The sequence below is a fragment of the Pseudomonas sp. F220 genome, from assembly GCF_057813935.1.
The window spans coordinates 1-24,057 of the sequence record NZ_JBVASJ010000026.1 but is presented as its reverse complement, the minus strand read 5'-3'; the positions used below and the strand labels follow the sequence as shown (position 1 = coordinate 24,057).

Here is a 24,057-nt window from a genome sequence, read left to right as displayed (position 1 = left end):
TGTCTCCTGCAAACGAATGGGCTGGACGATCCAGGGCAACAAGCCCCGAGCAGTTCCTGGAACACGCAATAGACTGGGTCATTTGCTTTCGGCCTGTTTCAGAGCCAGGACATCCTTAGGCGTCACCATGTCGCCTTTTTTGTTGCCCCAGGCGTTGCGCTCATAGGTCACGACAGCAGCGATATCGACTTCAGAAAGCTGTTTGCCGAAAGCCGCCATGGCGGTGCCGGGTTTGCCGAAGTAGACGCGATGCAGGTGATCTTCTTTGGGTCCGGTGGCAATTGGCGAGCCTTTGAGCGCCGGGAACATCGGCGGCAGGCCCTGGCCTTCAGCCTGGTGACAGGCGACACAGGTGGTGTGATAGACCTTGTCGCCGCGAGCGACCAATTCATCGAGCGTCCATTCTTTGCTGGTCAGCTCTTTAAGCTTGGAGCTCTCAGCTTTTCGGTCGGCCAGCCAGGTGTCGTAATCAGCCTTGCTCTTGACCTCGACCACAACTGGCATGAAGCCGTGGTCCTTGCCACACAACTCCGAACACTGGCCACGGTAGATGCCGGGCTTGTCGACCCGGGTCCAGGCTTCGTTGATGAATCCCGGAATCGCATCGCGCTTGACCGCGAACGCCGGCACCCACCAGGAGTGGATCACGTCAGCAGCAGTCACCAGAAAGCGCACCTTGACGCCAACTGGCAACACCAGCGGCTGATCGACTTCCAGCAGATAGTTTTCGCCTTTCACGGCCTGGTTATGGATCTGTTCTTGCGGTGTGGCCAGGTTGCTGAAGAACTCGACGTCCTGGCCCAAGTATTTGTAATGCCATTTCCACTGATATCCGGTGATCTGGATGTCGATATCCGGCTCACTGGTGTCGTACATCTTGATCAGGGTCTTGGTTGCGGGAACGGCCATCGCCACCAGAATCAGGAACGGAACCACAGTCCAGAGGATCTCGACCGTCGTACTTTCATGAAATTTGGCAGCCACCTGGCCGGTGGAGCGGCGGTGGACGATCATCGACCAGAACATGGCACCGAAGACGATGATGCCAATCACCACACAGATCCAGAAAATGGTCATGTGCAGGTCGAATACCGCGTGACTCACCTCAGTAGCCCCTGGCGCCATATTCATGGTCCAGGCGGCTTGCGCCTGGCTGAATATCGACCACAACACAAGGCCCATCCAGACTTGTGGATGTCGCATCATTGCGGGTTCCCCTTATCGTTCTTGTTATCCCGCCGGCTTTCACCTGCGGCCAAGGGAGCGGCTGCTTAGACTACGAACTTAAACCGCCACGCCTTGGCTGCACATGCAGTCGGGCGTTATCAGCTAACTCCATACAGACCCGAGTATAGACAGCGACTGCGACCTCGCAACGCGATGGCGTAAATCAGATGAGACAGGTTGGCCTTGAGCCCGATGCCACGGATGGAGAGGGATACCTGACGAATGGTGGCAAATCGATATAACGCAAGCGCATAACCATGAAATAATTATGACAAATGCGTCTTAGCAGTTTTTGCAAGCAAGCTAACTTATGACTTCCCTATTTCATTGCCTTGTTTCCTGGAGTTTTCATGAACACCGCCGCATTGCGCGAGCAGATCCAACGTGCCCATCAACATGAGGCCCAAACCGGCCATTTGACGCGTCAGCTGGAAACTCAATTGCCGCACCTTCACCCGACCATCCAATTACCGGATGCCGATGCCAAGGGCGTTTTGACTCGTTTTGTCACAGCTTATATAGAACAAGTCCCGGACCTGCTCGACGCGGCCAACGAAGTGGCGCGTGAAGCGGGCATCGAAGACCAGATCAAACCTGTTCTGAAAATCGCCGAGCAGTTCTTCATCCAGCCACCGGCGATCATGGCAGGCCACGAAGGCCTCGATAGTCTGCTGGACGAAGCCTACCTGGCCCACCGTCTGGTCGAAGAGGTCAACGATCTCTACATCAAGCATTTCGGTCAGCCATTGATCCCGCTGGATATGACTGTCGCCAACCTGATTGCCCACCAGCTGATCGGCGAAACATTCGCCAACCAATTGGATGAAGCTGTGCACCATGCCGTAGATGAAATGCTCAATGAAGAGAGCTTTGCACTGGAGTCCGTCGAGACTTACCGCGAAAAACTCAACAGCCCGGACACCGGAGCCGCGTGGAAACGCTGGCCGTGCCTGTCCCGCCAACTGGGCGTAGGGCTGGAGCTCGATAAGCCGGCTATTTGAGCAGGATGCTGGTCAATTAATAAGCAATTTCAGGCACATCTTGCTCTCGTAGCAGTTGCCGTCAGGCTACGTTCGACCGCGAAGCGGTCGCAATACAGCAACCGCCTTCATACAGAAAGAATAAAGGCGCTGGATTTACGGCTGCTTCGCAGCCGAACGTAGCCTTCGGCAACTGCTACGGGTTTTGTGTCCGCCTCGCGGTCGGTGAGTTACCTCGGCTGCGATCTTGCCCTGCTGGGCAAAGGTCTTGGGTTCAAACCCCGGCCGAGCCCATTCGGGCCGTCGTGCGCAGTCGTCCTTCCAGTCGGCGCTTCAATCCGCGCGCCTCAATCACCAGTCTCGAGCCTTTTGCCGCGTTGGCCCGGCCCCATTCTTCCAGCAACTCAAGGCAGGAATGGTCGATGTAGCTCAGGTTGTTCAACGGCACATGCACCGTGGCACCTGCCGGGATGGTTGCCAGCACTTGGGTCAATGCGGGCACCTTGAGGAAGGTCGCCGCGCCTACCAGTCGCAACTCCATTTCGCCTTCACGGGGCAGATCAATCAGGCTGATTTTCAACCGCGACGCTTTCCAGGCCAGTTTCGCCAAGGTCAGACCGAAACCAATCAGGACGCCAGTCAGCAGGTCGGTGAAAATGATCGCCAAGGCCGTCGCCGCGTAGGTCAACATCGGCATTCGGCCATAGCGCCCCAGCCCACGAAAGGCTTTGAGGTCGACCAGTTTTATACCGGTGTAAACCAACACCCCAGCCAGACTGGCCACCGGAATGCTTTGCAGCACACTGGACAACAGCAACACAAAAGCCAGCAACCACACGCCGTGGAAAATCGCTGAAAGCCGTGTCGTAGTGCCAGCCTGCACATTCGCCGAGCTGCGGACGATCACCCCGGTCATCGGCAACGCACCGAGCAGGCCACAGAGCATATTGCCGACCCCCTGCGCTGACAGCTCCCGATCGAAATCCGAACGCTGGCCGTTGTGCATACGATCCACCGCTGCTGCCGACAACAGCGTCTCGGCACTGGCGATAAAGGCCACGGCGAACGCGGCGATCAGCAGGTTGGGATCAGCCAGATTGAGCAAGTCGGACGGTCGCAGCCAATCAATCGCCTCTGCCAGATTGGCCGGTACTTCGACGCGCTTCACTTGCAGCGCGAGAACAAGGCTCGCGACAGTCGTCAGGCCGACGCCGAGCAGGGCACCCGGAACAAACCGCAGCGACTGTGGACGCCACTTGTCCCACAGCCACATCACCAGAATCGTCGACAGCCCGAGCAATCCAGCCTGCCAGCCGAGCCCGTCACCCAGCGTCGGCAGCGCCTGAGCCAGAGCGGCGGGGAAGCCTGTCAGGTTATCCAGCCCGGACGGCTTGGGTGCGCCGTCGAGCATCACATGGACCTGCGACAACACGATCAACACGCCGATCCCGGCGAGCATCCCGTAGACCACTGCCGGTGCCGTGACCCTGAACCAGCACCCCAGACGCAACCGCCCGGCGACCAATTGCAGAAAACCGGCCAGCAACAGAATCGGCCCGAGCATGGCTACTCCGTGCTGGCGCACCACTTCAAACACCAACACCGCCAGACCCGCTGCCGGGCCGCTGACCTGTAGCGGCGAACCTGCCAGCCAACCGACCACCAGACCGCCAATAATCCCGGTGATCAGGCCTTTGGCCGGCGGCATGCCGGAAGCGATGGCGATGCCCATGCACAAGGGCAGGGCGACGAGAAACACGACCACCGAAGCCAGCAGCTCCCGTGGCAGAACAGCTTTTAGTTGTGCAGCACGCATGGTGACTCTCCCGCGTTTTCTTCAGGCGTGGCAAAGCCCGACCGCTTGATACGCAGTCATGGCTAAACCACACAGGGGATTCAGGAAGATTTAGAAGCGCGCTTTGGGCGTCGCAACGGGAATCGGATGGCTGCCATCAAGAGGCAGGAAACAGCCCTGCTCCGCGTCGTAGGCTTTGATTTCACTGGTTTCGATGCTGTAAACCCAACCGTGGATAAACAAGTGACCGTTAGCCATGCGCGACGCCACCGAAGGGTGAGTGCGCAAATGCTGCAACTGGGCAATGACGTTTTCTTCGGTCAGCACATGCATGCTTTCGTTTTCGTCAGCGCAATTGCAGTTTTCCTGCACCATTGTCTTGGCCACCTCCGCATGGCGCAGCCAGGCTTTGACGGTGGGCATTTTTTCCAGGCTTTGTGGGTTGAGCACCGCACGCATCGCGCCACAATCCGAGTGTCCGCAAATGATGATGTGCTGCACACCCAGCGCCAATACCGCGTATTCGATGGCGGTGGAGACACCACCGTTCATTTGCCCGTAAGGCGGCACCACATTACCTACATTGCGGGTCACGAACAGGTCGCCAGGAGCGCTTTGGGTAATCAATTCGGGGACGATGCGCGAATCGGCACACGCGATAAACATCGCTCTTGGCTGTTGGGCCGTGGCGAGCTTTTTGAAGAGTTCTTCCTGTTGCGGGAAGATCTCGTTATGAAAGTGCAGAAAGCCGTCAACGATATGCTGCAGCGCCGCATCGGCGCTTTCGGCCTCCGGGAGGGCTGAAGCCGACGCAGCCAACGGCTGTTTATCCTTGTCACTCATGATTCATCCTCTTTGACGGATTAAAGGAATTTTCCAGTTTTATCCGGTATGAGGCCAGTGGTTGGCTAAAAAATACTCAACCCACTGACCGCGACCCATCAGTCACTCGATGAACAAGGTAGCCGTCGAAACTTAACTCAAACTGAATCAAGCGCTCTAGTCCGCCGTTCTCGGTCATGCAAAAACGTGACCAGAGTATCAGTGGCCTCTCTATTGGCACTATTCAACGATAGGCCAATTCCTCTTATAACAATGACATCTGGCCTCCCGGCGGACAAAAAGCTTCGCAATCCAGGTTGAATCCTTCCCGTCGATTGAGCCCCAGACGCTTGATGGCTTTGGCGAACCGTAGCGCCAGAAGATCGGCAAACGGCCCTTCGCCACGCATACGTGCTCCAAAGCGACTGTCGTACAGCTCTCCGCTCCGGCTTTGGCGAATCAGGCTCAGCACATGGGCTGCACGCTGCGGGTAGTGGGCGGCCAGCCACTCCTCGAACAGCGGCGCGACCTCCAGCGGCAGGCGCAGCATCATGTAGGCCGCGCTTTGTGCGCCAGCGGCATGGGCTTCGTTGAGCAGGCTTTCCAGTTCGCTGTCATTGATCATCGGAATCATCGGCGAACACAACACTCCCACCGGGATCCCCGCTTCACGCATGACCCTGATCGCCCGCAACCGGGCTTTGGGGGCTGCGGCTCGCGGTTCGAGGATGCGTTTGAGCTCATCATCGAGCGTGGTCAGGCTGATCATCACCGCCACCAACCGTTGTTGCGCCAGTTCGGCGAGCAAATCCAGATCACGCAGAATCAGCGAGCCTTTGGTAATGATGGTCACCGGATGGCGGTACCGCAGCAGAACTTCCAGGGTTTGCCGAGTGATTTTGTGTTCGCGCTCGATCGGCTGATAAGGATCAGTATTGGACCCAAGGTTGATGGGCGCGCACTTATAACCGCGCTTCGAAAGCTGCTGCTCCAGCACAGCGGCGGCGTTAGTCTTGGCGATCAGCTTGGTCTCGAAATCCAGCCCCGGCGACAAATCCCAATAGGCATGACTGGGCCGTGCATAGCAGTAAATACAACCGTGCTCACAGCCACGATAGGGATTGATTGAGCGATCGAAGGGCAAGTCTGGCGAGTTGTTGCGAGTGATGATGGTCTTCGCCGTCTCGATGCGCACCTCGGTGCCTTGCGTCATCGGCGCTTCCTGATACCAGCCGTCGTCCTCGGCGACCGAGCGGTTCGGCGCGAAGCGGTTGTGCGGATTGGTCGCGGTACCGCGTCCGCGAGGAGGCAAGGGAGTGAACATCGAACGGACCTCGAAAGCTGTATGCACATACAGTATCCGGGTGTCGGGATTCTGGCCAGTGCCGTTCGGCACTTCAGGGGTGTTTCAGATTAAACCTGTGCGGTGCGTATCCGCACAGGTTTAAGTCATAGCCATCAAACAGACATTAATTGTGTTGTGTTATTTGTCCCACGTCGTCACCCGGGGTGATTTTCATATCATCCTTACGTAAGGCCGCCACTTCACCGGGCTTAACTTCAGATCCCTTATTGCCCCAACTACTGCGTATAAAGTTGACCACATCGGCCACTTCCTGATCGGACAACCGCCAGGCAAACGCGGGCATGGTGAAGGTCGACGGTGCGCTGTGGGTGGCTGGCAAGGTGCCGCCCTTCAGAACGATATGAATCAACGAGGTTGGGTCTTCTGACTGCAACACCGGATTGCCCGCCAACGCCGGGAATACTCGTGTGTAACCGTGACCGTCAGTACGGTGGCAGGCGGCGCAGTTATCGATGTAGACCGACGCCCCGGGTTTGCTGTCGTCACCTGTCCACAACGCCTGGGCAACTTGCTTGTCGTATGGGAGCGGCTGGTCGTTGGGGTCACTGGATGGCAGCGACTTGAGGTAACGAGCGATCGCGGTGAGGTCGTCATTCGTCATGTACTGCATGCTGTGGACCACCACATCACTCATGCCGCCGAACACTGCGCTGCGATCACTGCGGCCGGTCTTGAGAAACTGCACCAGTTGCTCTTCGCTCCAACTGCCGAGACCGTCCTTGTGGTCGCCCCTCAGGCTCTTCGCAATCCAGCCTTCCAGTGGTGCGCTGCCCGAGAGAAACAAACGGCCTTCATCGGCGCTCAAGGCTTTTTCCTGCATGGTCAGGGCTCGCGGCGTGTGGCAGGCACCGCAATGGCCGAGACCTTCCACCAGGTACGCACCGCGGCTGACCACTGGGTCTTCAACTGCGGCGGCCTGATACTCCACGACGCTCGGCGCGAACATCCAGCGCCACATTGCCAATGGCCAACGCATGCTCAACGGCCAAGGAATGTCGCTGTCCTTGTTGTCCTGAACCACCGGTGCAACGCCCTTCATGAAGTAGGCGTAAAGCGCCTGCATATCCGCTTCGCTGACACGCGCATAGGACGGGTATGGCATGGCCGGGTAAAGCGTGCTACCGCTTTTCGCGACGCCATGGCGCACGGCCTTGTCGAAGTCTTCGAAGCTGTATTGGCCAATGCCGGATTTGTCCGGTGTGATGTTGGTGGAGTAAATAGTGCCGATCGGCGTTTCCATCGGTAGCCCGCCCGCAAAAGGTTTGCCGCCCTTGGCAGTGTGGCAAGCCACACAGTCTCCGGCGCGAGCCAGGTATTCGCCCTGACTGATCAGCGCTTGCTGATCAGCTTCGGCAACCAATGCCGACAGACTGCTGAACAGTGTAAAGGTCGCGATAACGAGTGCTTTCATGGTCATCGCTCCTTAAGCCTGAACCAGCGGGCCGGGGTTCTTCAGGTATTGCTCACGAATCGCTCGGGCCGACCAGTAAGTCAATGCAGCCACCAGACCGGTAGGGTTGTAACCCAAACCTTGCGGGAAAGCCGATGCGCCGGGGACAAAGACGTTATGCACGTCCCAGCTCTGCAGGTAGCGATTGAGCGCACTGGTTTTCGGATTGATGCCCATGATCGCGCCACCGTTGAGGTGAGTGGTCTGGTAGGAGGCGGTATTGAAGTGTTCGCCGACCTTCTTGCCCAGCAGAGCGATGGCCTTGGGATTCATCGCTTCGGCGATCTTGCTCATTTTCTCGACCATGAAGCGGTTCATCTTGATGTCGTTTTCTTGCCAGTCGAAGGTCATCCGCAACAGCGGTAGGCCGTAGGCATCGCGATACACCGGGTCGAGATCGAGGTAGTTGCCACGGTAGGACTGATGCGCACCGTGGGCATCCATCGACACCTGGTGGGTGTAGTAGTCGGCTGTCGCGCGCTTCCAGGCACTGCCCCAAGCCGGAGTGCCCGGCGGGTTGGAGGTCCCGGCAATCGGCCGGCTACCGGATTGGTTGACCCACATCGGCGAGCCGCCAACGAAGCCGTGAGGGCCGTGGTCGAAATTGTCGGCATTGAAATCGTCCACCGCCACGCCGTTACCGCCCGCGCCGATGAAGTTGTTGGTATGCACATCCTTGTCGAAGTAGGCCTTGATAGTCGCCATGTTCTGATACGCGAAATTCTTGCCCACCACGCCTTCGCCGCTGATCGGGTCATAAGGCTTGCCGATGCCGGAAAGCAGCATCAACCGTACGTTGTGGAACTGGAACGCGCCGAGGATCACCAGATCCGCTGGCTGCTCAATCTCCCGGCCTTGGGCGTCGATGTAGGTCACGCCGGTGGCTTTGCTTTTGGTGCTGTCGAGGTTGACCCGCAACACGTGGGAATTGGGGCGTAATTCGAAATTCGGAACCTGCTTGAGCGCCGGCAGGATGTTCACGTTCGGCGAAGCTTTGGAATACATGTAGCAAACGTAGCCACTGCAAAAGCCGCAGAAGTTGCACGGCCCCATCTGCGCGCCGTAAGGGTTGGTGTATGGCCCCGAAGTATTGGCAGATGGCAGGTTGTAGGGTTTGTAACCCACGGCACTGGCCGCGTGCTGGAACAACTGCGCGGAATAGGTGTTTTTCTGCGACTCCAGCGGGAAATGATTCGAGCGATCCGGCGCATAAGGATTGCCACCCTTGCCTTCGCCAACTACTTGACCGTTCACGGTCCAGGCCTGGCCCGAGGTGCCAAAGACTTTTTCGGCGTAGTCGAAAAAAGGCTCCAGCTCTTCATAGCTGACACCGAAATCCTGGATGGTCATGTCCTTGGGGATGAAGCTCTTGCCATAGCGCTCTTCGTAGTGACTGCGCATGCGCAACTCGATCGGATCGACCCGAAAGTGCACGCCGGACCAGTGCAAACCAGCGCCACCGACACCATTGCCCGGCAGGAAGGCGCCGAGTTGGCGATTCGGCAGGGCGACGTCATTCACGCTATGGCGAATGGTGACGGTCTCTTTCGATATGTCCTGAAAGAGTTTTTTACGCACGCTGTAGGTGAGTTCATCGATGACCTGCGGATAGTTGCCGTCGGGGTAGGTGTCCTGCATCGGCCCGCGTTCCAGCGCCAGCACGTTGAGGCCCGCTTCTGTCAGCTCCTTGGCCATGATCGCGCCGGTCCAGCCGAAACCAACAATCACCGCGTCAACCTTCTTCATTACGGTTGCCATGCTCAAGCCCTCTCGCCGCGAATCGACACTGCCGGGAAAGGGTATTGCTCGTTGCGTTCCACCCAATCCATGAAATCGGCGCGGGCGCCGGGAAAGCCGATCATGGTCCAGCCGACCATACCTTTATTGCCACCGTGGATCGGGTCGCAGAAGAACCCTTCCTTGGTGTTTTGCAGCAGGAGGTTGAAGAAAATCTTTGGCGGCACACTGTCGAATTGCGCCTGTCCGGCCTCAAGTTGTTTGAGCAAATCGTCTCGGGTAGCGCTGTCTTGTGCGGCAAATGTTTTACCGTTGAGCGCTTTTGACCAAGCGTCCGTCGCGGCAATACCCAGGCGATAGATCTCTTTAGGCACCAACTTGCTCTGCCAGCCCATTTCCGGCGCAGCATCGGCGTTGAACGGCCCTTGCATGTACCACAAGGCACCCGCGGCGTAAGGCGTGTTCATTTGCCGGTCGATGTATTCAGGCACTCCCGCCTGGAGGGCACCCAGGCCTTGCTCGTCAGCCGGGATCAGACGCGCGACGGCCGCCTGAATAAACACCCACTCTTCAGCGGTAAAAAAAACCGGCTCATAGGCAGCGCTGCTGACAGGCGTCTTGCCCGGGCTGGCCGGAGCGGCCTCAGGTGCCGCCAGCAACACGGAGCTGCCCAGTGCAGTGCTGGCAACGGTGACCACAGGGATCAAGGTCAGGGATTTGCGTAAAAACTCACGCCGCGGATTGTCTCGATCTTGATCAGACATGGGTGCACCTCATCAGGCATTCACGGATTTATCAGCCGCATCAAAGAGCAGCTTGTCGTTTTTTTGGCAGCGATGTGGCTCGAGCTCGACCCGAAAAGAAGCACACATCAGCAAACTTTAGTTACAAATGGTAGCAGGCTAAGCATCAAGATGAATCGCTTCAGCTAAAAAACCTGTAGAACGTTCGATAATCCCGAACTTCCCGACAGGCTTCACAATTCTTTGACACGCTTCTCACGGGCCTTTGACCCATTCGGCGCCACGCTAGATTCCACTAGCCCATTTCCCATTCACGGCCCCCTCACGAATGTCGAAAACCCGCGTCTTACCCGCACTGTGCTTTTCTTTCATGGCGCTCTTTGCGATCGCTCAGGTTCAGGCCGACGAAACCCCGTCGACCCGGCCCACCGAATGGGCTCAGCCGGTTGACGCGCAGTACAACCTCTACCAGATGTCCCCGACGCTCTATCGCAGCACACTGCCCAATCGCGGCGCGGTGCCGTCGCTGGAAAAACTCAAGGTCGGGACGATCATCAATTTTTTGCCGGAATCCGACTCAAGCTGGTTGTCGGCACCGGGCATCACCCAGGTGCACCTGTCGTATAGAACCAACCATGTCGAAGACGCCGATGTACTGAGCGCCTTGCGGGCAATCCAGTCAGCAGAAAGCAAAGGCTCGGTATTGATTCACTGCAAGAATGGCTCAGACCGCACCGGCCTGATGGCCTCGATGTACCGCGTGGTGGTGCAGGGCTGGAGCAAAGAGGACGCCTTGAACGAAATGACCCAAGGCGGCTTCGGCGACAGCACACACTTCAAGAACGGGATTCGCTACATGATGAAGGCTGACGTCGAAAAACTGCGTGCTGCGCTGGCCAGCGGTGCGTGCAGTACCAGTGTGTTCGCCACCTGCTCGGTCAAAAGCTGGTTCAAAACGGTCGACACTCAATAAGCACTCTGTAAGAAAGCCTGCCAAGCCTCGTGAGAGGTTGGCAGGTTGAGGGGATCGTCAGTCTTTTTTCAACTTCGGATTGGGGAAGAACTGTACGGTCTGCACCTTGGCATCCGGCACTTTCAACGCTGACGTATTGACCCGCGTACCCAACTCCTTGGGTACCGACAGGCCTTGCTCGTTGAGCGTGTCGCAATAACCGCAAGCCACGCATTCGCGGTGCGGCACGTCGTCTTCGCTCCACATCATCAACTTGTCCGGCTCGCTGCACGCCGGGCAGACTGCCCCGGCGATGAAGCGTTTTTTAGTTTTGCTCACAGGTCCGTCACTCATGCTGCCGCGTCCTCACTCAGGCCGCTGTGGCGCAAGAGTGCGTCAATCGACGGCGCACGTCCGCGGAAATCGACGAACAGCACCATCGGCTCCTGAGAACCACCGCGAGCCAGAATCGCCTCGCGAAATGCGCGACCGGTGTCAGCGTTGAACACGCCTTCTTCCTCGAACTTCGAAAATGCGTCAGCCGACAGCACTTCAGCCCATTTGTAGCTGTAGTAACCCGCCGCGTAACCGCCAGCGAAGATGTGCGCAAAGCTGTTAGGGAAGCGGTTATAAGCCGGCGGACGCATGACCGAGACCTCGTCGCGTACACCTTCGAGCACCTGCAGCACGCTGCGACCGTCGCCGTGAGTGGCATGCAATTCGAAGTCAAACATCGAGAACTCCAACTGACGAACCATCATCAAGCCAGACTGGAAATTCTTTGCCGCGAGCATTTTTTCCAGCAGGTCCTGAGGCAGTGGCTCACCCGTTTCATAGTGACCGGAAATCAGCGCCAGACCTTCAGGCTCCCAGCACCAGTTCTCCATGAACTGGCTCGGCAACTCCACCGCATCCCACGCCACGCCGTTGATCCCGGAGGCGCCGGCGTGCTCGATGCGGGTCAACAGGTGATGCAGGCCATGGCCGAATTCGTGGAACAGGGTGGTGACTTCATCGTGGGTCAGCAGCGCAGGCTTGCCGCCGACTGCCGGGGTGAAGTTGCACACCAGATTCGCCACCGGGTTTTGCAGTACGCCTTCAGCGGTGCGACGACGGTCGCGAGCACCGTCCATCCAGGCACCGCCACGTTTGTTGGCACGAGCATAGAGATCGAAAAAGAAGCGCCCGATGTGCTGGCCATTTTCTTTGATTTCAAACAGGCGGACATCCGGGTGCCAAGTGTCGAAGCCTTGCTGCTCGGCGATTTCAATGCCGTACAGACGCTGAACAATAGCGAACAGCCCGCCCAGCACCTTGTCGATCGGGAAGTAAGCACGCAGTGCTTCCTGAGCCACGCTGTAACGCTGCTCCCGGAGTTTTTCACCGTAGAAACCGCTGTCCCAGCTTTGCAGGTCCGCGCAGCCTTGTTCAGCGGCGTAGGCCTTGAGATGCTCCAGATCTAACGCGGCGAACGGCTTGCTGCGTTTGGCCAGGTCGCGCAGGAAGCTCAGCACCTGATCGCTGGACTCGGCCATTTTGGTCGCCAGACTCAGCTCCGAGAAACTGGCGAAACCCAGCAGTTGAGCCAGTTCCTGACGCAGGTCGAGAATCTCTTCCATCACTGGGCCGTTGTCGTTCTGACCGGCGTTCGGGCCTTGATCCGACGCACGGGTGCAGTAGGTAGCGTAGACTTCTTCGCGCAGTGCACGGTCCTGGGCGTAGGTCATCACTGCGAAATAGCTAGGGAATTCCAGACTGATCAGCCAACCATCCAGGTCTTTGGCCTTCGCCGCGGCGGCCATTTGCGCCTTGGCCGAGTCGGTCAGGCCAGCCAGGGCCGCTTCGTCGGTGACGTGTTTAGTCCAGGCTTGGGTGGCATCGAGCAATTGGTTGGAGAAACGGCTACCCAGTTCGGACAGCTTGCTCTGCACTTCGGCGTAACGCTTTTGTTGTGCCTCAGGCAGATCGATACCCGACAGGCGGAAGTCGCGCAGGGCGTGTTCCAGAATGGTCTTCTGGCCCACGTCGAAACCAGCAGATTGCGGGCTGCTGGCCAAAGCTTCGAACGCCTGGAACAGCTCGCGGTTCTGGCCCAACTCGGTGGAATAGGCGCTCAACGCTGGCAGGCAGGACTCATAGGCCTCGCGCAATTCAGCGCTGTTGCACACAGCGTTCAGATGGCTGACCGGGCTCCAGGCAGCGCCCAGGCGATCGTTGAGTTCATCCATGGCCAGCACCAGACCAGCCCAGGTAGGCTGTTTGCCCTGACTTTCGAGGATGCCAGCGATGGCGGCGCGGTTGTCAGCGAGGATCTGTTCAATGGCCGGTTGCACATGCTCGGCACGGATCGCCGAGAACGGCGGCAGGTCGTAGGGCTGCAGAAGTGGATTGTTCACGCTCACGGTTTGGCACCTTGGCTGGAAGAAACATTGGGCCATCTTAATTACAATCGACGCTCACCGCAGCTATCGGCCCCATTAATAAATGTCACAGAGGGAATGCAACTTGGCCATTCGCACCTACCAGAACCACACACCGACACTGGGCGAGCGGGCGTTTGTCGACAGCTCGGCGGTGGTCATCGGCGACGTTGAAATCGGTGCTGACAGCTCGGTCTGGCCGCTGACGGTGATCCGCGGCGACATGCACCGTATCCGCATCGGTGAGCGCACCAGCGTGCAGGACGGCTGTGTGCTGCACATCACCCACGCCGGGCCGTTCAACCCGGACGGCTTCCCCCTGCTGATCGGCGATGAGGTAACCATCGCCCACAAAGTGATGCTCCACGGCTGCAGCGTCGGTAGCCGGATCCTCATCGGCATGGGCAGCATTGTCATGGACGGCGCAGTGGTGGAAGACGATGTAATCATCGGTGCCGGCAGCCTGGTGCCGCCGGGCAAGCGACTGGAAAGTGGCTTTCTTTATGTGGGCAGCCCGGTCAAACAAGTGCGGCCACTGACTGACAAAGAGCGCGCCTTTTTCACCTACAGCGCGGCGAACTACGTGAAGCTCAAGGATCTGCATCTGGCCGAAGGCTACGACCACGCTTGACCCTAGTGCCCCTACTCAGGAATCACCATGCATTACCAAACTGTTTTGTTCGACCTCGATGGCACCCTGACCGACCCTCGCGAAGGCATCACACGTTCAATCCAGTTCGCTCTGAGCAAACTGGGCATTGATGAGCCGGACCTGACCAAGCTTGAACACTTTATCGGCCCTCCATTGCTGCAAGCCTTCATGCAGTTCTACGACTTCGACGAGGCCCGCGCCTGGGAGGCGGTGAATTTCTATCGTGAGCGCTTCAAGGTCACCGGTCTCTACGAAAACCGCGTGTTCGAGGGTGTCACACCTCTCCTGGAAACCCTGAGCGGACAAGGGCGGCAGCTGTTTATCGCCACCTCGAAACCCTGGGTTTTTGCGCGGGAAATCGCCCGGCACTTTGATTTCGCCAAGCACTTCAAAGTGATCTACGGCAGCGAACTGGACGGCACCCGTACCAACAAAGTCGAATTGATCGCCCATCTGATGGCCGAAGAGGGCCTTGATCCGGCCAATACCTTGATGATCGGCGACCGCAAACACGACCTTATCGGCGCCAAACGTAACGGGCTGGATGCGGCAGCAGTGGGTTATGGTTTTGGTAACCATGAAGAGTTAAGCGCTGAGCAGCCGGCGTATCACTTTGAGACGTTGGCTGAGTTGCATCAGGCGTTTTTGCAGCGCTAGTTAAATCCCATCGCGAGCAAGCTCGCTCCTACACTAGGTTTGTGTCTTCCTCAGAATCTGCGGTTTGCACAATCTCATGTAGGAGCGAGCTTGCTCGCGATGAGGCCCTGTCAGCCATCCGAGACATTAAGACCTGCCAACGCTTTCAGCGCCGCCTTACGCTGCTCAACCGGCAAAGCGCCCAATTTCTCCACCTCGCCATAAAACACCTCCCAATCCCCGCCCGACTGTTTGAACAACACCGCAAACGCCGGCACCCACTGGTCATAGAGTCCAAACGGCAGCAACCGAGCGTTGTTCATCGGCGCGTTAATCCAGGCGTCGTAGCGATTCGCGCCGGCCCATTGGCTGTCGCGCAATTGTCGATAGTCGCTGCGCAACCGCTCGAACTCCGCAGCTTTGCGCTGGCGCATCTGCTCGGTCGACAGCGGCAACGCATACAGCCGTTCAAGCCGTGTGCGGGTGTCCAGAATCAGCCGGGTAAACTGATCCCGCTGCCGCATATCCACGACACTGGCTGGGGGTAAGCCACGGGCCACACGCCACTGGCGAGTACCTTCCTGTTCGACGAAAGTGGCGAAAGACTCGTTGAACTCGGTGTCGTCCTTCACATAAAAACGCTGATGCGCCAACTCGTGGAAGATCAGCGTCGCTAGTCGCTCATCGCCCCAGCTCATCATCGAACTGATGATCGGATCGTTGAACCAGCCCAGGGTCGAATAGGCCTCGACGCCACTAATCGACACATCCATGCCTTGTTCGCGTTGCAGCGCAGCCTCACCTCGCGCCGCGCCCTGACTGTAAAAGCCGCGATAGGCCACACAGCCGGCAATCGGGAAACAGTGATTTTGCGGTGTCAGGGAAAACTCGGCCGTGGCGAACACGTTCCACACCACAAACGGTCGCCCGATATCGGCGTACAGGCGATAGCTTTTGTTATCCGGCAGGTGCAAATGCTCAATAGCGAATTCGCGAGCCTTCTGGGATTGGGCTAAATGTTCGCGCAGTTTCGGGTCGCGAGCAGGGTCAGCAATCACCTCGGCCACAGGCTCACGGGCCTGCAGCAACTGCCACTGACCGTTGGCCAATTGGCTGTAATAGCTGACGCGGGAACAACCGTTCAGCAGCAAAAACAACAACCCTGGAAACAAAAGCCATAAAAGACGGTCGAGTAACCCATGGCTCATACACTGCTGCCTATCCAAATCGAACCGTCCTGTGAGTGTCTGCTCACAAGACTATCTCGCCTTCCCGGAGCTTCGCTATGCGCGCGTTGATGCTGACTGGTGGCCTGTTAATGTTAGCTGGCTGTGCTGGACTGCCTGCCCCTGATCCGGCGCAAGCGTGGATCGATCTGGATACTCATCAGGACACGACGCTGCAGGCGCTGAAAGTCGACGAAAAAGCTTCGACCGATAAGCGTTATTTCGAAGTTCCACCCGGCAGCCATAAGCTGACCGTGCGTTATCAATTCTCGGTAGAGCCTACCAATATAGGCCCGGACACCGCACCGCTTTGGCGCGACTGTCAGTTGAGTGTGAAATTCAAAGACTTCAACGCCGGTCAGCGCTATCAACTGCAAGCCGGGAATATTGGCTTCCGGCCGTGGGCCAAGCTCTATGACCAGCAGCGAAAGGTGGTGGGCCATGGGCAACCGGCAGGATGCCGACGAACCTGATCAGCGCTATGCTGAATGTATCTTGATTTAACGGCCAACATCATGCGCCAGCCTTTGCTTTTACTCGCCCTGAGCCTCCTCAGCGCTTGTGTAAGTCCTCTGCCTGCGGTCAACCCGCAGCAGGCCTGGATTGACCTCGCCACCCCGACACCGGGCGGCAAACTGATAATGGCCGAACGGCTGGATAACCAACCATTATCCGATGGGCGTTTTTTTCAGGTCACACCCGGCAGCCATGAACTGCAAGTGCGCTTCGATTTCGAAATTAATGCAGGTGGGATGGGCATGATGAGCTTCCCGCAGGAGCGCCTCTGTTACCTGACAGTGCGCTACGACCACTTCGAGGCAGGCCAGCGTTATCGGCTGGAAGCGCGCTCACTGTCCTTCAACGCCAGCGCCCGGCTGTACAACGCCAAACGCGAGATCGTGGCAGAAGATCGGGAGGTCTATTGCGTGCCGTAGCAGGGCTTAGCGGTCATTCTTCTGATAGATGATTTTCTTGGTGCCCCCGTCGCAGGTACCAACGACCATATTCTGATCATGCACCTCGTCATTGCTGACGATCTCCAAGGTGTAGGACGCCACGTTGTTGGCCTGAATCTTTGCTTCGATCTCGGCCTTGAGTTCTTCACAGGATTTCGTTGCCGCCAGGGCCGAGGTAGTCAGCGCGCAACAGATAATCGCCAAAGCAAAACGTTTCATGGTTAAAACTCCCTTGATGCGGCGCGCACTGTCATACGCAGAAGCCGCAGTCACTCATTCGACCACAGTTTCGCAAACCGAGTCCTGATTTGGCTCACATCCGGGGCAACCAAAAAGATCGCAGCCTACGGCAGCTCCTACGTTGACCGCGTATACCCTTAATTTCACGGATGTACGCCAACTGTAGGAGCTGCCGCAGACTGCGATCTTTTGCGGCGCACTAGATTTCTGAATCAGCTCACCAACGTCCCATCAAGCGTGATTTTGGCATTCAACACCTTCGACACCGGGCAGCCTTCTTTGGCTTTTTTGCTCAGCTCGTCGAATTGCTGTTGGCTGGCGCCAGGGATTTTCGCTTTGAGCGTCAGATGCACGGCGGTAATCGCAAAGCCACCATCCACCTGGTCCAGCGTCACCTCGGCATTGGTATCGATGCTGGTGGCTTTCAGGTTAGCCTCGCCGAGAATCATCGAAAAGGCCATAGAGAAGCAACCCGCGTGAGCTGCGCCGATCAGCTCCTCAGGGTTGGTGCCCGGGCCGCCTTCGAAGCGCGCCTTGAAGCCATAAGGTGCATTTTTCAGGACCCCGGTTTCGGTCGAGATGGAACCAAGACCGGTTTTCAGATCACCTATCCAATGAGCCGATGCTTTCTTTTTGATACTCATCTGCGTCTCCTCAAGATCCGGCGCGAGGGATCGCGCCTTCATGGTTTTCTGTCACTAGGGTTCTGAGGATAGAAGGCCTGGCAAAGTTCACCTTGTCAGATCAAACCGCTTATCTGGTAGGCAAAATCACCTCTGCTATTGAATCTCGGGTATATGCCCACATTTCATAGAACACGCTTATAGAAATCGGCAGGTTTTGGCTCGTGACAAAAGCCTGCGCACCCAGTGGAGAAGCAGGCTTATGAAACGACTGTCTGATATCAAGTTCTCGACCCTCGACCTGGTCCCGGTCCGCGCGAACGGCAGCCCGGCGCAATCGCTGCGCAACTCGCTAGACCTGGCGCAACACGTCGAGAAATTTGGCTACAACCGCTTCTGGGTCGCCGAACACCACAATATGGACGGCATCGCCAGCTCGGCGACCTCCGTTTTGCTCGGCTATCTGGCCGCAGGCACCTCGACCATTCGTGTCGGTTCCGGCGGCGTGATGCTGCCCAACCACGCCCCATTAGTGATCGCCGAGCAGTTCGGTACCCTGGAAAGCTTGTATCCGGGCCGGATCGACCTCGGTTTGGGCCGCGCGCCCGGCTCCGACCAGATGACCGCCCGCGCCCTGCGCCGTGAACGTTCCGGTAGCGCCGACGATTTCCCCGAAGATGTCGCGGAACTGATGAGCTACCTCGGCCCACGTACACCTGATCAAAAAGTGATCGCCGTTCCAGGCACCGGCACCAATGTGCCGGTCTGGCTGTTGGGTTCAAGTCTGTTCAGTGCGCAACTGGCCGGGGAACGCGGTTTGCCCTACGCCTTCGCCTCACACTTCGCTCCGCGCTACATGCACGAAGCGATTCGGGTCTATCGCAATCACTTCAAGCCTTCAGCAGTGCTCGACAAACCTTACGTGATGCTCGGTGTGCCGCTGGTGGCAGCGGATACCGACGAGCAGGCCGATTACCTGGCGACCTCGGTCTATCAACGGATTCTGGCCCTGATGCGCGGCCAAAGCCTGGTGCAGCGCCCACCGGTGAAAACCATGGACGGCCTGTGGTTGCCCCATGAGAAAGAAGCGGTGGCGAGCTTCCTTGGTCTGGCGATGGTTGGCAGCCCGGAAAAAATCCGCGCCAAACTGCAAGTGCTGATCGAGCAGACAGAGGCCGATGAGCTGATTTTCACCTGCGACCTGTATGAACATGCCGATCGGGTGCACTCCTACGAGTTGCTGGCGCAGGTCATGAAGGGCTGACATTCAAAAAGCCCATATAAAAAAGCCGACGCAACCGCGTCGGCTTCTATGTCTGTCTGCAAGGGGAACAATCCTACTTCTTGTAGACGATTACCTTGCTGCCGCTTTCGCACTTGCCGACTACTTTCCCACCCGCCGCGGCGCCTTTATCGACGATTTCCAGCGAATAGCCAGAAATGTGCTTGGCATCGAGTTTCGCTGCAATTTCGCCTTTCAGTGCTTCGCACGGTTTGCCGGCAGCAAGGGCTGTTCCCGCAATGCTCAACAAACCTACCGCCAATATAAACTTCTTCATCGATCACATTCCCCGGTCGGATCAAAAAGAGGCGTCAACGCTCTAGGCTGACGCACCCCAGTCTGTGGCGCTTTGCCATTCCCTATGGCAATCGGCCAGCGCTCAAGTTCAGAAGCCTAGCTCAATCTCAGCTAGTGGCAATCCGGAACCCGACTTTAAGGGTCACCTGAAAGTGTGCCACCTTGCCGTCCTTGATATGCCCGCGGGTTTCGGTCACCTCGAACCATTCCAGTAACTTGAGGCTTTTACTGGCCTCGGCCAGAGCGTTATTGATGGCGTCTTCGATGCTGGTGGGGGAAGAGCCAACCAGTTCGACTTTTTTATACGTGTGATGGTCAGTCATGGCGTTCTCCTTAGGGTGTGAAATACAGCCTAGCAGTGATTTTTCTTATTACTTCTGTCGGCTATTGCTTCGGGAAAATTCAGATTTACTGCACTTTCCCAACCCCCTGGAGTCCCAACCAACACACGCCACTCATCAACAATGCAGGAGAGTCACCATGGCCACCACCTCGTTACGTCAAGCCTCATTGCAAAGCATGGAAGCCGAGATCGAGAGTCTGCTCAAGTCGTTGGAAAACCTTAAGGACGACGCCTCGGACGAGTCGCGAAAAACCCTCAAAGCGCTGAAAAGCAACGCCGAAAACGCGCTGAAACACTCGCGTCATTTGCTCAGCGATGCCTATGAAGAAGTCAAAGTCAAAACCCGTGAAACCGGGATTGCCACGCGTGATTACGCTCAAGATCACCCATGGACCACTGCCGGTGTCGCGGTCGGAGCTCTCGGTTTGCTGGCCGCTTACCTGCTATGCAAACGCGGAGATTAAGTCGTTTGGTGCAGCTCATTCTTGAGCCACTGCGCCAACTGCCGAGCGCGCCCGTCCGCGGCGCGCTTGGGTAGCCACAACGCCAGTTGCGCCGGGGTTTCACAAAAGCCCCACGGCGCAACCAGGCGACCGGCTCGCAAGTCCTCGGCCACCAAAGGCTCGGGGGCAATCGCCACCCCAAGGCCGGCCACCGCGGCTTCCAGCAAATAATACAAATGTTCGAAACCCTGACCGTACTTCAAGGCCCCGGCTGAGAGGCCGCTTTGCTGTGCCCAACTGGGCCAGGCTTGCGGTCGTGACGTAGTGTGCAATAGCGGTTCATTGAGCAGCGATTCGGCCGGCGCCTCGCGCAACCGTTCATAACCGGCGAAGCGCGGGCTTATGACAGGGCCGATGCGTTCGCTCGCCAGCTCATACACCTGCATGTCCGACGGCCACGGTGGCTCGGCGAACACCAGCAAGGCGTCCAGCCCCGGCCGTCGCGGGTCGAGATCGCCTTCGCCAGCCGACAGGTGCAAGCGCAGGTCCGGCAAATCAGCATTCAATCGCCCCAGACGCGGGATAAACCAGCGTGCCAGCAAGCTGCCCGAACAGCCGAGCACGAACGGCGCGTCAGCTGTGCTTTGCGTCAACTCGGCGCAGACAGTGCGCAAGCGCTCGAAGGCTTCGCCACTGGCATCACGCAACCGAACGCCTGCATCTGTGAGTTTCAGGCCGCGCCCGTCCTTGATAAAAAGACTGACACCAAGATGCTCTTCGAGCACCTTCAACTGCCGACTCACCGCACCGTGGGTGACGTGCAGCTGTTCGGCAGCCTGACTGACGCTGTTCAGCCGGGCAGTGGCTTCGAAGGCACGTAATGCGTTCAACGGGGGAAGGTCATGGCTCATGGGATCTGTGAGTTTTCCTGACAGGTTGTGGCGATCTTATCGGTTTTCAGTCCGGATCGTCAGGGGTAGAGTGAACGCCATTGTCCTTCCACGAATTCAGCTGGAGCGCCCCATGACCCAGACTACGACCCCATCCAATCTGCGCAACGGCCCCGATGCCAACGGCCTGTTTGGCGCGTTCGGCGGCCGCTACGTGGCCGAAACCCTGATGCCGCTGGTCCTCGACCTGGCCCGCGAATACGAAGCGGCCAAGGAAGATCCGGCCTTTCTCAAGGAATTGGCCTACTTCCAGCGTGACTACGTCGGCCGCCCAAGCCCACTGTATTACGCCGAGCGCCTGACCGAATTCTGCGGCGGCGCCAAGATCTACCTCAAGCGTGAAGAGCTGAACCACACCGGCGCGCACAAGATCAACAACTGCATCGGCCAGATCCTGCTGGCGCGGCGCATGGGCAAAAAACGCATCATCGCCGAGACCGGTGCTGGCATGCACGGCGTGGCCACTGCCACTGTGGCCGCGCGTTTCGGCCTCGATTGCGTGATTTACATGGGCACCACCGACATCGAACGCCAGCAAGCCAACGTATTCCGCATGAAGCTGCTGGGCGCCGAAGTGATTCCAGTAGTCGCCGGCACCGGCACCCTGAAAGACGCGATGAACGAAGCCCTGCGTGACTGGGTGACCAACGTCGACAGTACTTTCTACCTGATCGGCACCGTGGCCGGTCCGCATCCTTACCCTGCAATGGTTCGCGACTTCCAGGCCGTGATCGGCAAGGAAACCCGCGATCAGCTTCAGGCACAAGAAGGCCGTCTGCCCGACAGCCTGGTGGCCTGCATCGGCGGCGGTTCCAACGCCATGGGCCTGTTCCACCCGTTCCTTGATGACACCAGCGTGCAGATCATCGGCGTTGAAGCGGCCGGTCACGGCATCGAAACCGGCAAACACGCCGCCAGCCTCAATGGCGGCGAGCCGGGCGTGTTGCACGGCAACCGGACCTTCCTACTGCAGGACGACGACGGCCAGATCATCGACGCCCACTCGATTTCCGCCGGTCTCGACTACCCCGGCATCGGCCCTGAACACGCCTGGTTGCACGACATCGGCCGCGTCGAATACACCTCGGTCACCGATCACGAAGCGCTCGACGCGTTCCACAAGTGCTGCCGCCTGGAAGGGATTATTCCTGCGCTGGAAAGCGCCCACGCCCTGGCTGAAGTGTTCAAACGGGCGCCAACCCTGCCCAAAGATCACCTGATGGTGGTCAACCTGTCCGGCCGTGGCGACAAAGACATGCAAACCGTGATGCACCATATGGAACAGTCCCAGCAGGAGAAACACTGATGAGCCGCCTGCAAACGCGTTTTGCCAAACTCAAAGAACAGAACCGTGCCGCCCTGGTGACCTTCGTCACTGCCGGCGACCCGAGCTATGACACGTCCTTGGCGATCCTAAAGGGCTTGCCGGGTGCTGGCGCTGACGTGATCGAGTTGGGCATGCCCTTCACCGATCCGATGGCCGACGGCCCGGCGATTCAACTGGCGAACATCCGCGCGCTGGGCGCCAAACAGAACCTGGCGAAAACCCTGCAAATGGTTCGCGAGTTCCGCGCCGGCAACAACGACACTCCGCTGGTACTGATGGGCTACTTCAACCCGATCCACCACTACGGCGTGCCGCGCTTCATCGCCGAGGCGAAAGAGGCGGGCGTGGATGGCTTGATCGTGGTCGACCTGCCGCCTGAGCATAACGGCGAACTCTGCGACCCGGCCCAAGCCGCGGGCCTGGACTTCATCCGCCTGACCACGCCGACCACCGACGATGTACGTCTGCCGACCGTCCTCAACGGCAGCTCCGGCTTCGTTTACTACGTCTCTGTGGCCGGTGTGACCGGTGCCGGTTCCGCGACTCTGGAGCACGTCGAAGAAGCGGTTGCGCGGTTGCGCCGTCATACCGACCTGCCGATCAGCATCGGTTTCGGTATCCGCACACCAGAACAGGCTGCAGCTATTGCTCGCTTGGCTGACGGTGTTGTGGTGGGTTCCGCGCTGATCGACCAGATCGCCAATGCCACCACTTCCGAGCAAGCCGTCGACGGTGTCCTCAGCCTCTGTTCAGCGTTATCCGAAGGCGTGCGTAACGCCCGCGTCAGCTGAAGGTAAAGTTCCTGATACAGAGGAATCAAAGCCAAAAGCCACAGACTAAATAGCAAGACCGAGGGGTTCAGAACCGAGTTCTGAACCCCTTTTTGCTGTTCGTGCTGCGAGGAAGACCCGATGAAAATGCCGAAACGTCTGATTGCCAGCCTTGGCGTGCTGATGCTGAGCGCCAGCCCGCTGGTGCATGTGATGGCTGACCAACGCGACGATCATGATCACGGCGGCCCGGAATACGACCACCGAGGTGACGATCATCGCGGAGACGACCATCGCGGCCCGCGGGACGATCATCGAGGCGGTCCACCTCGGGACTTCGGCCCGGTCCGCCAGGTCATTCGTGATAATCACGGGTGGTTCGTCCGCGGTGCGCCACGGCCGCCCGGCATCTACCTCGAAAGAGGTCGCCCGTTGCCCCACGGCTACTACGGCGAACGCCTCGACGATCGGGCGCTGTCCCGCCTGCCGTATTACCCGGGCTATGAATGGCGGCGCATGGGCGCCGATGTGGTGCTGATCGCCGTCGGGACCGGGATCGTTTATGAAATTCTGGAAGGGGTGTTGTATTGAGTTAGCCCCTTTCCTGTGGTGCCTGACCTGATGCCATCGCGAGCAAGCCCGCTCCCACATTGAATCTATGGCGCACACAGAAAAAGTGTCCGCAGCCGATCTAGTAATGAAATGGCTACCCCCGCCGCCCCCTGTGAACGCCCACTAAGCTTTCACAGGGGGCTCACCGGAGACCGTTGCCATGAACAAAGTAGATATTGCTGCCATCGACTTGGGAAAGCACTCCTTT

At 58.2% G+C, this 24,057-nt stretch carries 26 protein-coding genes; 11 read left to right on the top strand and 15 right to left on the bottom strand.

Annotated features, from left to right (window positions below; genetic code table 11):
- Positions 1–78 precede the first annotated feature (78 nt).
- Positions 79–1,206, bottom strand: coding sequence for a cytochrome c oxidase subunit II (gene coxB / locus ACZYSM_RS20150; protein WP_489073839.1), 1,128 nt, complete (start codon positions 1,204–1,206; stop codon positions 79–81).
- Between the two features lie 371 nt (positions 1,207–1,577).
- Between coxB and ACZYSM_RS20145 the strand changes: the two genes are divergently transcribed.
- On the top strand, positions 1,578–2,228 hold the full coding sequence (locus ACZYSM_RS20145) for a hypothetical protein (protein ID WP_489073837.1): 651 nt from the start codon (positions 1,578–1,580) through the stop codon (positions 2,226–2,228).
- A gap of 253 nt (positions 2,229–2,481) precedes the next feature.
- Here the strand turns inward: ACZYSM_RS20145 and ACZYSM_RS20140 are convergent, their stop codons facing one another.
- The 6 genes from ACZYSM_RS20140 to ACZYSM_RS20115 all read right to left on the bottom strand — a co-directional run bounded on the left by ACZYSM_RS20140 (position 2,482) and on the right by ACZYSM_RS20115 (position 10,141).
- Positions 2,482–4,023: a SulP family inorganic anion transporter gene (locus ACZYSM_RS20140; RefSeq protein WP_489073835.1), complete on the bottom strand. Its 1,542-nt coding sequence runs from the start codon at positions 4,021–4,023 to the stop codon at positions 2,482–2,484.
- A gap of 90 nt (positions 4,024–4,113) precedes the next feature.
- A complete protein-coding gene (locus ACZYSM_RS20135) occupies positions 4,114–4,845 on the bottom strand; it encodes a carbonic anhydrase (RefSeq protein WP_489073833.1) in 732 nt (243 codons plus the stop codon).
- 244 nt (positions 4,846–5,089) lie between these two features.
- A complete protein-coding gene (locus ACZYSM_RS20130) occupies positions 5,090–6,148 on the bottom strand; it encodes a PA0069 family radical SAM protein (protein ID WP_489073831.1) in 1,059 nt (352 codons plus the stop codon).
- Between the two features lie 145 nt (positions 6,149–6,293).
- Positions 6,294–7,601: a c-type cytochrome gene (locus ACZYSM_RS20125; protein WP_489073829.1), complete on the bottom strand. Its 1,308-nt coding sequence runs from the start codon at positions 7,599–7,601 to the stop codon at positions 6,294–6,296.
- A 12-nt stretch (positions 7,602–7,613) separates the two neighbouring features.
- On the bottom strand, positions 7,614–9,398 hold the full coding sequence (locus ACZYSM_RS20120; protein ID WP_489073827.1) for a GMC family oxidoreductase: 1,785 nt from the start codon (positions 9,396–9,398) through the stop codon (positions 7,614–7,616).
- A gap of 2 nt (positions 9,399–9,400) precedes the next feature.
- On the bottom strand, positions 9,401–10,141 hold the full coding sequence (locus ACZYSM_RS20115) for a gluconate 2-dehydrogenase subunit 3 family protein (protein ID WP_489073825.1): 741 nt from the start codon (positions 10,139–10,141) through the stop codon (positions 9,401–9,403).
- 307 nt (positions 10,142–10,448) lie between these two features.
- Here ACZYSM_RS20115 and ACZYSM_RS20110 point away from each other — a divergent pair, with 307 nt between their 5' ends.
- Positions 10,449–11,093 carry a phosphatase domain-containing protein gene (locus ACZYSM_RS20110; RefSeq protein WP_489073823.1) on the top strand — a complete coding sequence of 215 codons (645 nt, stop codon included), beginning with the start codon at positions 10,449–10,451 and terminating at the stop codon, positions 11,091–11,093.
- A 57-nt stretch (positions 11,094–11,150) separates the two neighbouring features.
- Here ACZYSM_RS20110 and ACZYSM_RS20105 read toward each other — a convergent pair whose 3' ends face one another.
- Both ACZYSM_RS20105 and prlC read right to left on the bottom strand, forming a co-directional pair.
- Positions 11,151–11,426 carry a YheV family putative zinc ribbon protein gene (locus tag ACZYSM_RS20105; protein ID WP_489073821.1) on the bottom strand — a complete coding sequence of 92 codons (276 nt, stop codon included), beginning with the start codon at positions 11,424–11,426 and terminating at the stop codon, positions 11,151–11,153.
- The gene (gene prlC / locus ACZYSM_RS20100; RefSeq protein ID WP_489073820.1) at positions 11,423–13,510 is read right to left on the bottom strand and encodes an oligopeptidase A; all 2,088 of its coding nucleotides are present in this window, start codon (positions 13,508–13,510) and stop codon (positions 11,423–11,425) included. The genes ACZYSM_RS20105 and prlC overlap by 4 nt, the downstream gene beginning before the upstream one ends.
- A gap of 67 nt (positions 13,511–13,577) precedes the next feature.
- On the opposite strand from prlC, the gene ACZYSM_RS20095 reads away from it, so the two are divergent.
- Complete coding sequence (locus ACZYSM_RS20095) at positions 13,578–14,123, top strand: gamma carbonic anhydrase family protein (protein ID WP_489073818.1); 546 nt, start codon at positions 13,578–13,580, stop codon at positions 14,121–14,123.
- Between the two features lie 27 nt (positions 14,124–14,150).
- Entirely contained in the window at positions 14,151–14,801 is a 651-nt protein-coding gene (locus ACZYSM_RS20090) for an HAD family hydrolase (RefSeq protein ID WP_489073816.1), read from the top strand.
- Positions 14,802–14,911: 110 nt separating this feature from the next.
- On the opposite strand, the gene ACZYSM_RS20085 is transcribed toward ACZYSM_RS20090, so the two are convergent.
- Entirely contained in the window at positions 14,912–15,988 is a 1,077-nt protein-coding gene (locus ACZYSM_RS20085) for an aminopeptidase (protein ID WP_489073814.1), read from the bottom strand.
- 77 nt (positions 15,989–16,065) lie between these two features.
- On the opposite strand from ACZYSM_RS20085, the gene ACZYSM_RS20080 reads away from it, so the two are divergent.
- Positions 16,066–16,479: a PA0061/PA0062 family lipoprotein gene (locus ACZYSM_RS20080; RefSeq protein ID WP_489073813.1), complete on the top strand. Its 414-nt coding sequence runs from the start codon at positions 16,066–16,068 to the stop codon at positions 16,477–16,479.
- Between the two features lie 42 nt (positions 16,480–16,521).
- Complete coding sequence (locus ACZYSM_RS20075; RefSeq protein ID WP_489073811.1) at positions 16,522–16,941, top strand: PA0061/PA0062 family lipoprotein; 420 nt, start codon at positions 16,522–16,524, stop codon at positions 16,939–16,941.
- Between the two features lie 6 nt (positions 16,942–16,947).
- Here the strand turns inward: ACZYSM_RS20075 and ACZYSM_RS20070 are convergent, their stop codons facing one another.
- Positions 16,948–17,181, bottom strand: a complete 234-nt coding sequence (locus tag ACZYSM_RS20070) for a DUF1161 domain-containing protein (RefSeq protein WP_489073809.1) — start codon at positions 17,179–17,181, stop codon at positions 16,948–16,950.
- Positions 17,182–17,414: 233 nt separating this feature from the next.
- Complete coding sequence (locus tag ACZYSM_RS20065; RefSeq protein WP_489073807.1) at positions 17,415–17,846, bottom strand: OsmC family protein; 432 nt, start codon at positions 17,844–17,846, stop codon at positions 17,415–17,417.
- Between the two features lie 241 nt (positions 17,847–18,087).
- Here ACZYSM_RS20065 and ACZYSM_RS20060 point away from each other — a divergent pair, with 241 nt between their 5' ends.
- Positions 18,088–19,089, top strand: a complete 1,002-nt coding sequence (locus tag ACZYSM_RS20060) for an LLM class flavin-dependent oxidoreductase (RefSeq protein WP_489073805.1) — start codon at positions 18,088–18,090, stop codon at positions 19,087–19,089.
- 73 nt (positions 19,090–19,162) lie between these two features.
- Here the strand turns inward: ACZYSM_RS20060 and ACZYSM_RS20055 are convergent, their stop codons facing one another.
- Together ACZYSM_RS20055 and ACZYSM_RS20050 are read right to left on the bottom strand one after the other, a co-directional pair.
- Positions 19,163–19,384: a DUF1161 domain-containing protein gene (locus ACZYSM_RS20055; protein WP_489073803.1), complete on the bottom strand. Its 222-nt coding sequence runs from the start codon at positions 19,382–19,384 to the stop codon at positions 19,163–19,165.
- Positions 19,385–19,511: 127 nt separating this feature from the next.
- Entirely contained in the window at positions 19,512–19,727 is a 216-nt protein-coding gene (locus ACZYSM_RS20050) for a dodecin (protein ID WP_489073801.1), read from the bottom strand.
- A gap of 157 nt (positions 19,728–19,884) precedes the next feature.
- On the opposite strand from ACZYSM_RS20050, the gene ACZYSM_RS20045 reads away from it, so the two are divergent.
- Complete coding sequence (locus ACZYSM_RS20045; protein ID WP_489073799.1) at positions 19,885–20,211, top strand: ElaB/YgaM/YqjD family protein; 327 nt, start codon at positions 19,885–19,887, stop codon at positions 20,209–20,211.
- Here the strand turns inward: ACZYSM_RS20045 and ACZYSM_RS20040 are convergent.
- Positions 20,208–21,101, bottom strand: coding sequence for a LysR family transcriptional regulator (locus ACZYSM_RS20040; RefSeq protein ID WP_489073797.1), 894 nt, complete (start codon positions 21,099–21,101; stop codon positions 20,208–20,210). The genes ACZYSM_RS20045 and ACZYSM_RS20040 overlap by 4 nt on opposite strands.
- Before the next feature lie 112 nt (positions 21,102–21,213).
- On the opposite strand from ACZYSM_RS20040, the gene trpB reads away from it, so the two are divergent.
- From trpB to ACZYSM_RS20025, 3 genes are all read left to right on the top strand, one after another.
- Positions 21,214–22,446, top strand: a complete 1,233-nt coding sequence (gene trpB / locus ACZYSM_RS20035; RefSeq protein WP_489073795.1) for a tryptophan synthase subunit beta — start codon at positions 21,214–21,216, stop codon at positions 22,444–22,446.
- Complete coding sequence (trpA, locus tag ACZYSM_RS20030) at positions 22,446–23,258, top strand: tryptophan synthase subunit alpha (RefSeq protein WP_489073793.1); 813 nt, start codon at positions 22,446–22,448, stop codon at positions 23,256–23,258. The genes trpB and trpA overlap by 1 nt, the downstream gene beginning before the upstream one ends.
- A 120-nt stretch (positions 23,259–23,378) precedes the next feature.
- A complete protein-coding gene (locus ACZYSM_RS20025) occupies positions 23,379–23,828 on the top strand; it encodes an anti-virulence regulator CigR family protein (protein WP_489073791.1) in 450 nt (149 codons plus the stop codon).
- Positions 23,829–24,057: the final 229 nt, after the last annotated feature.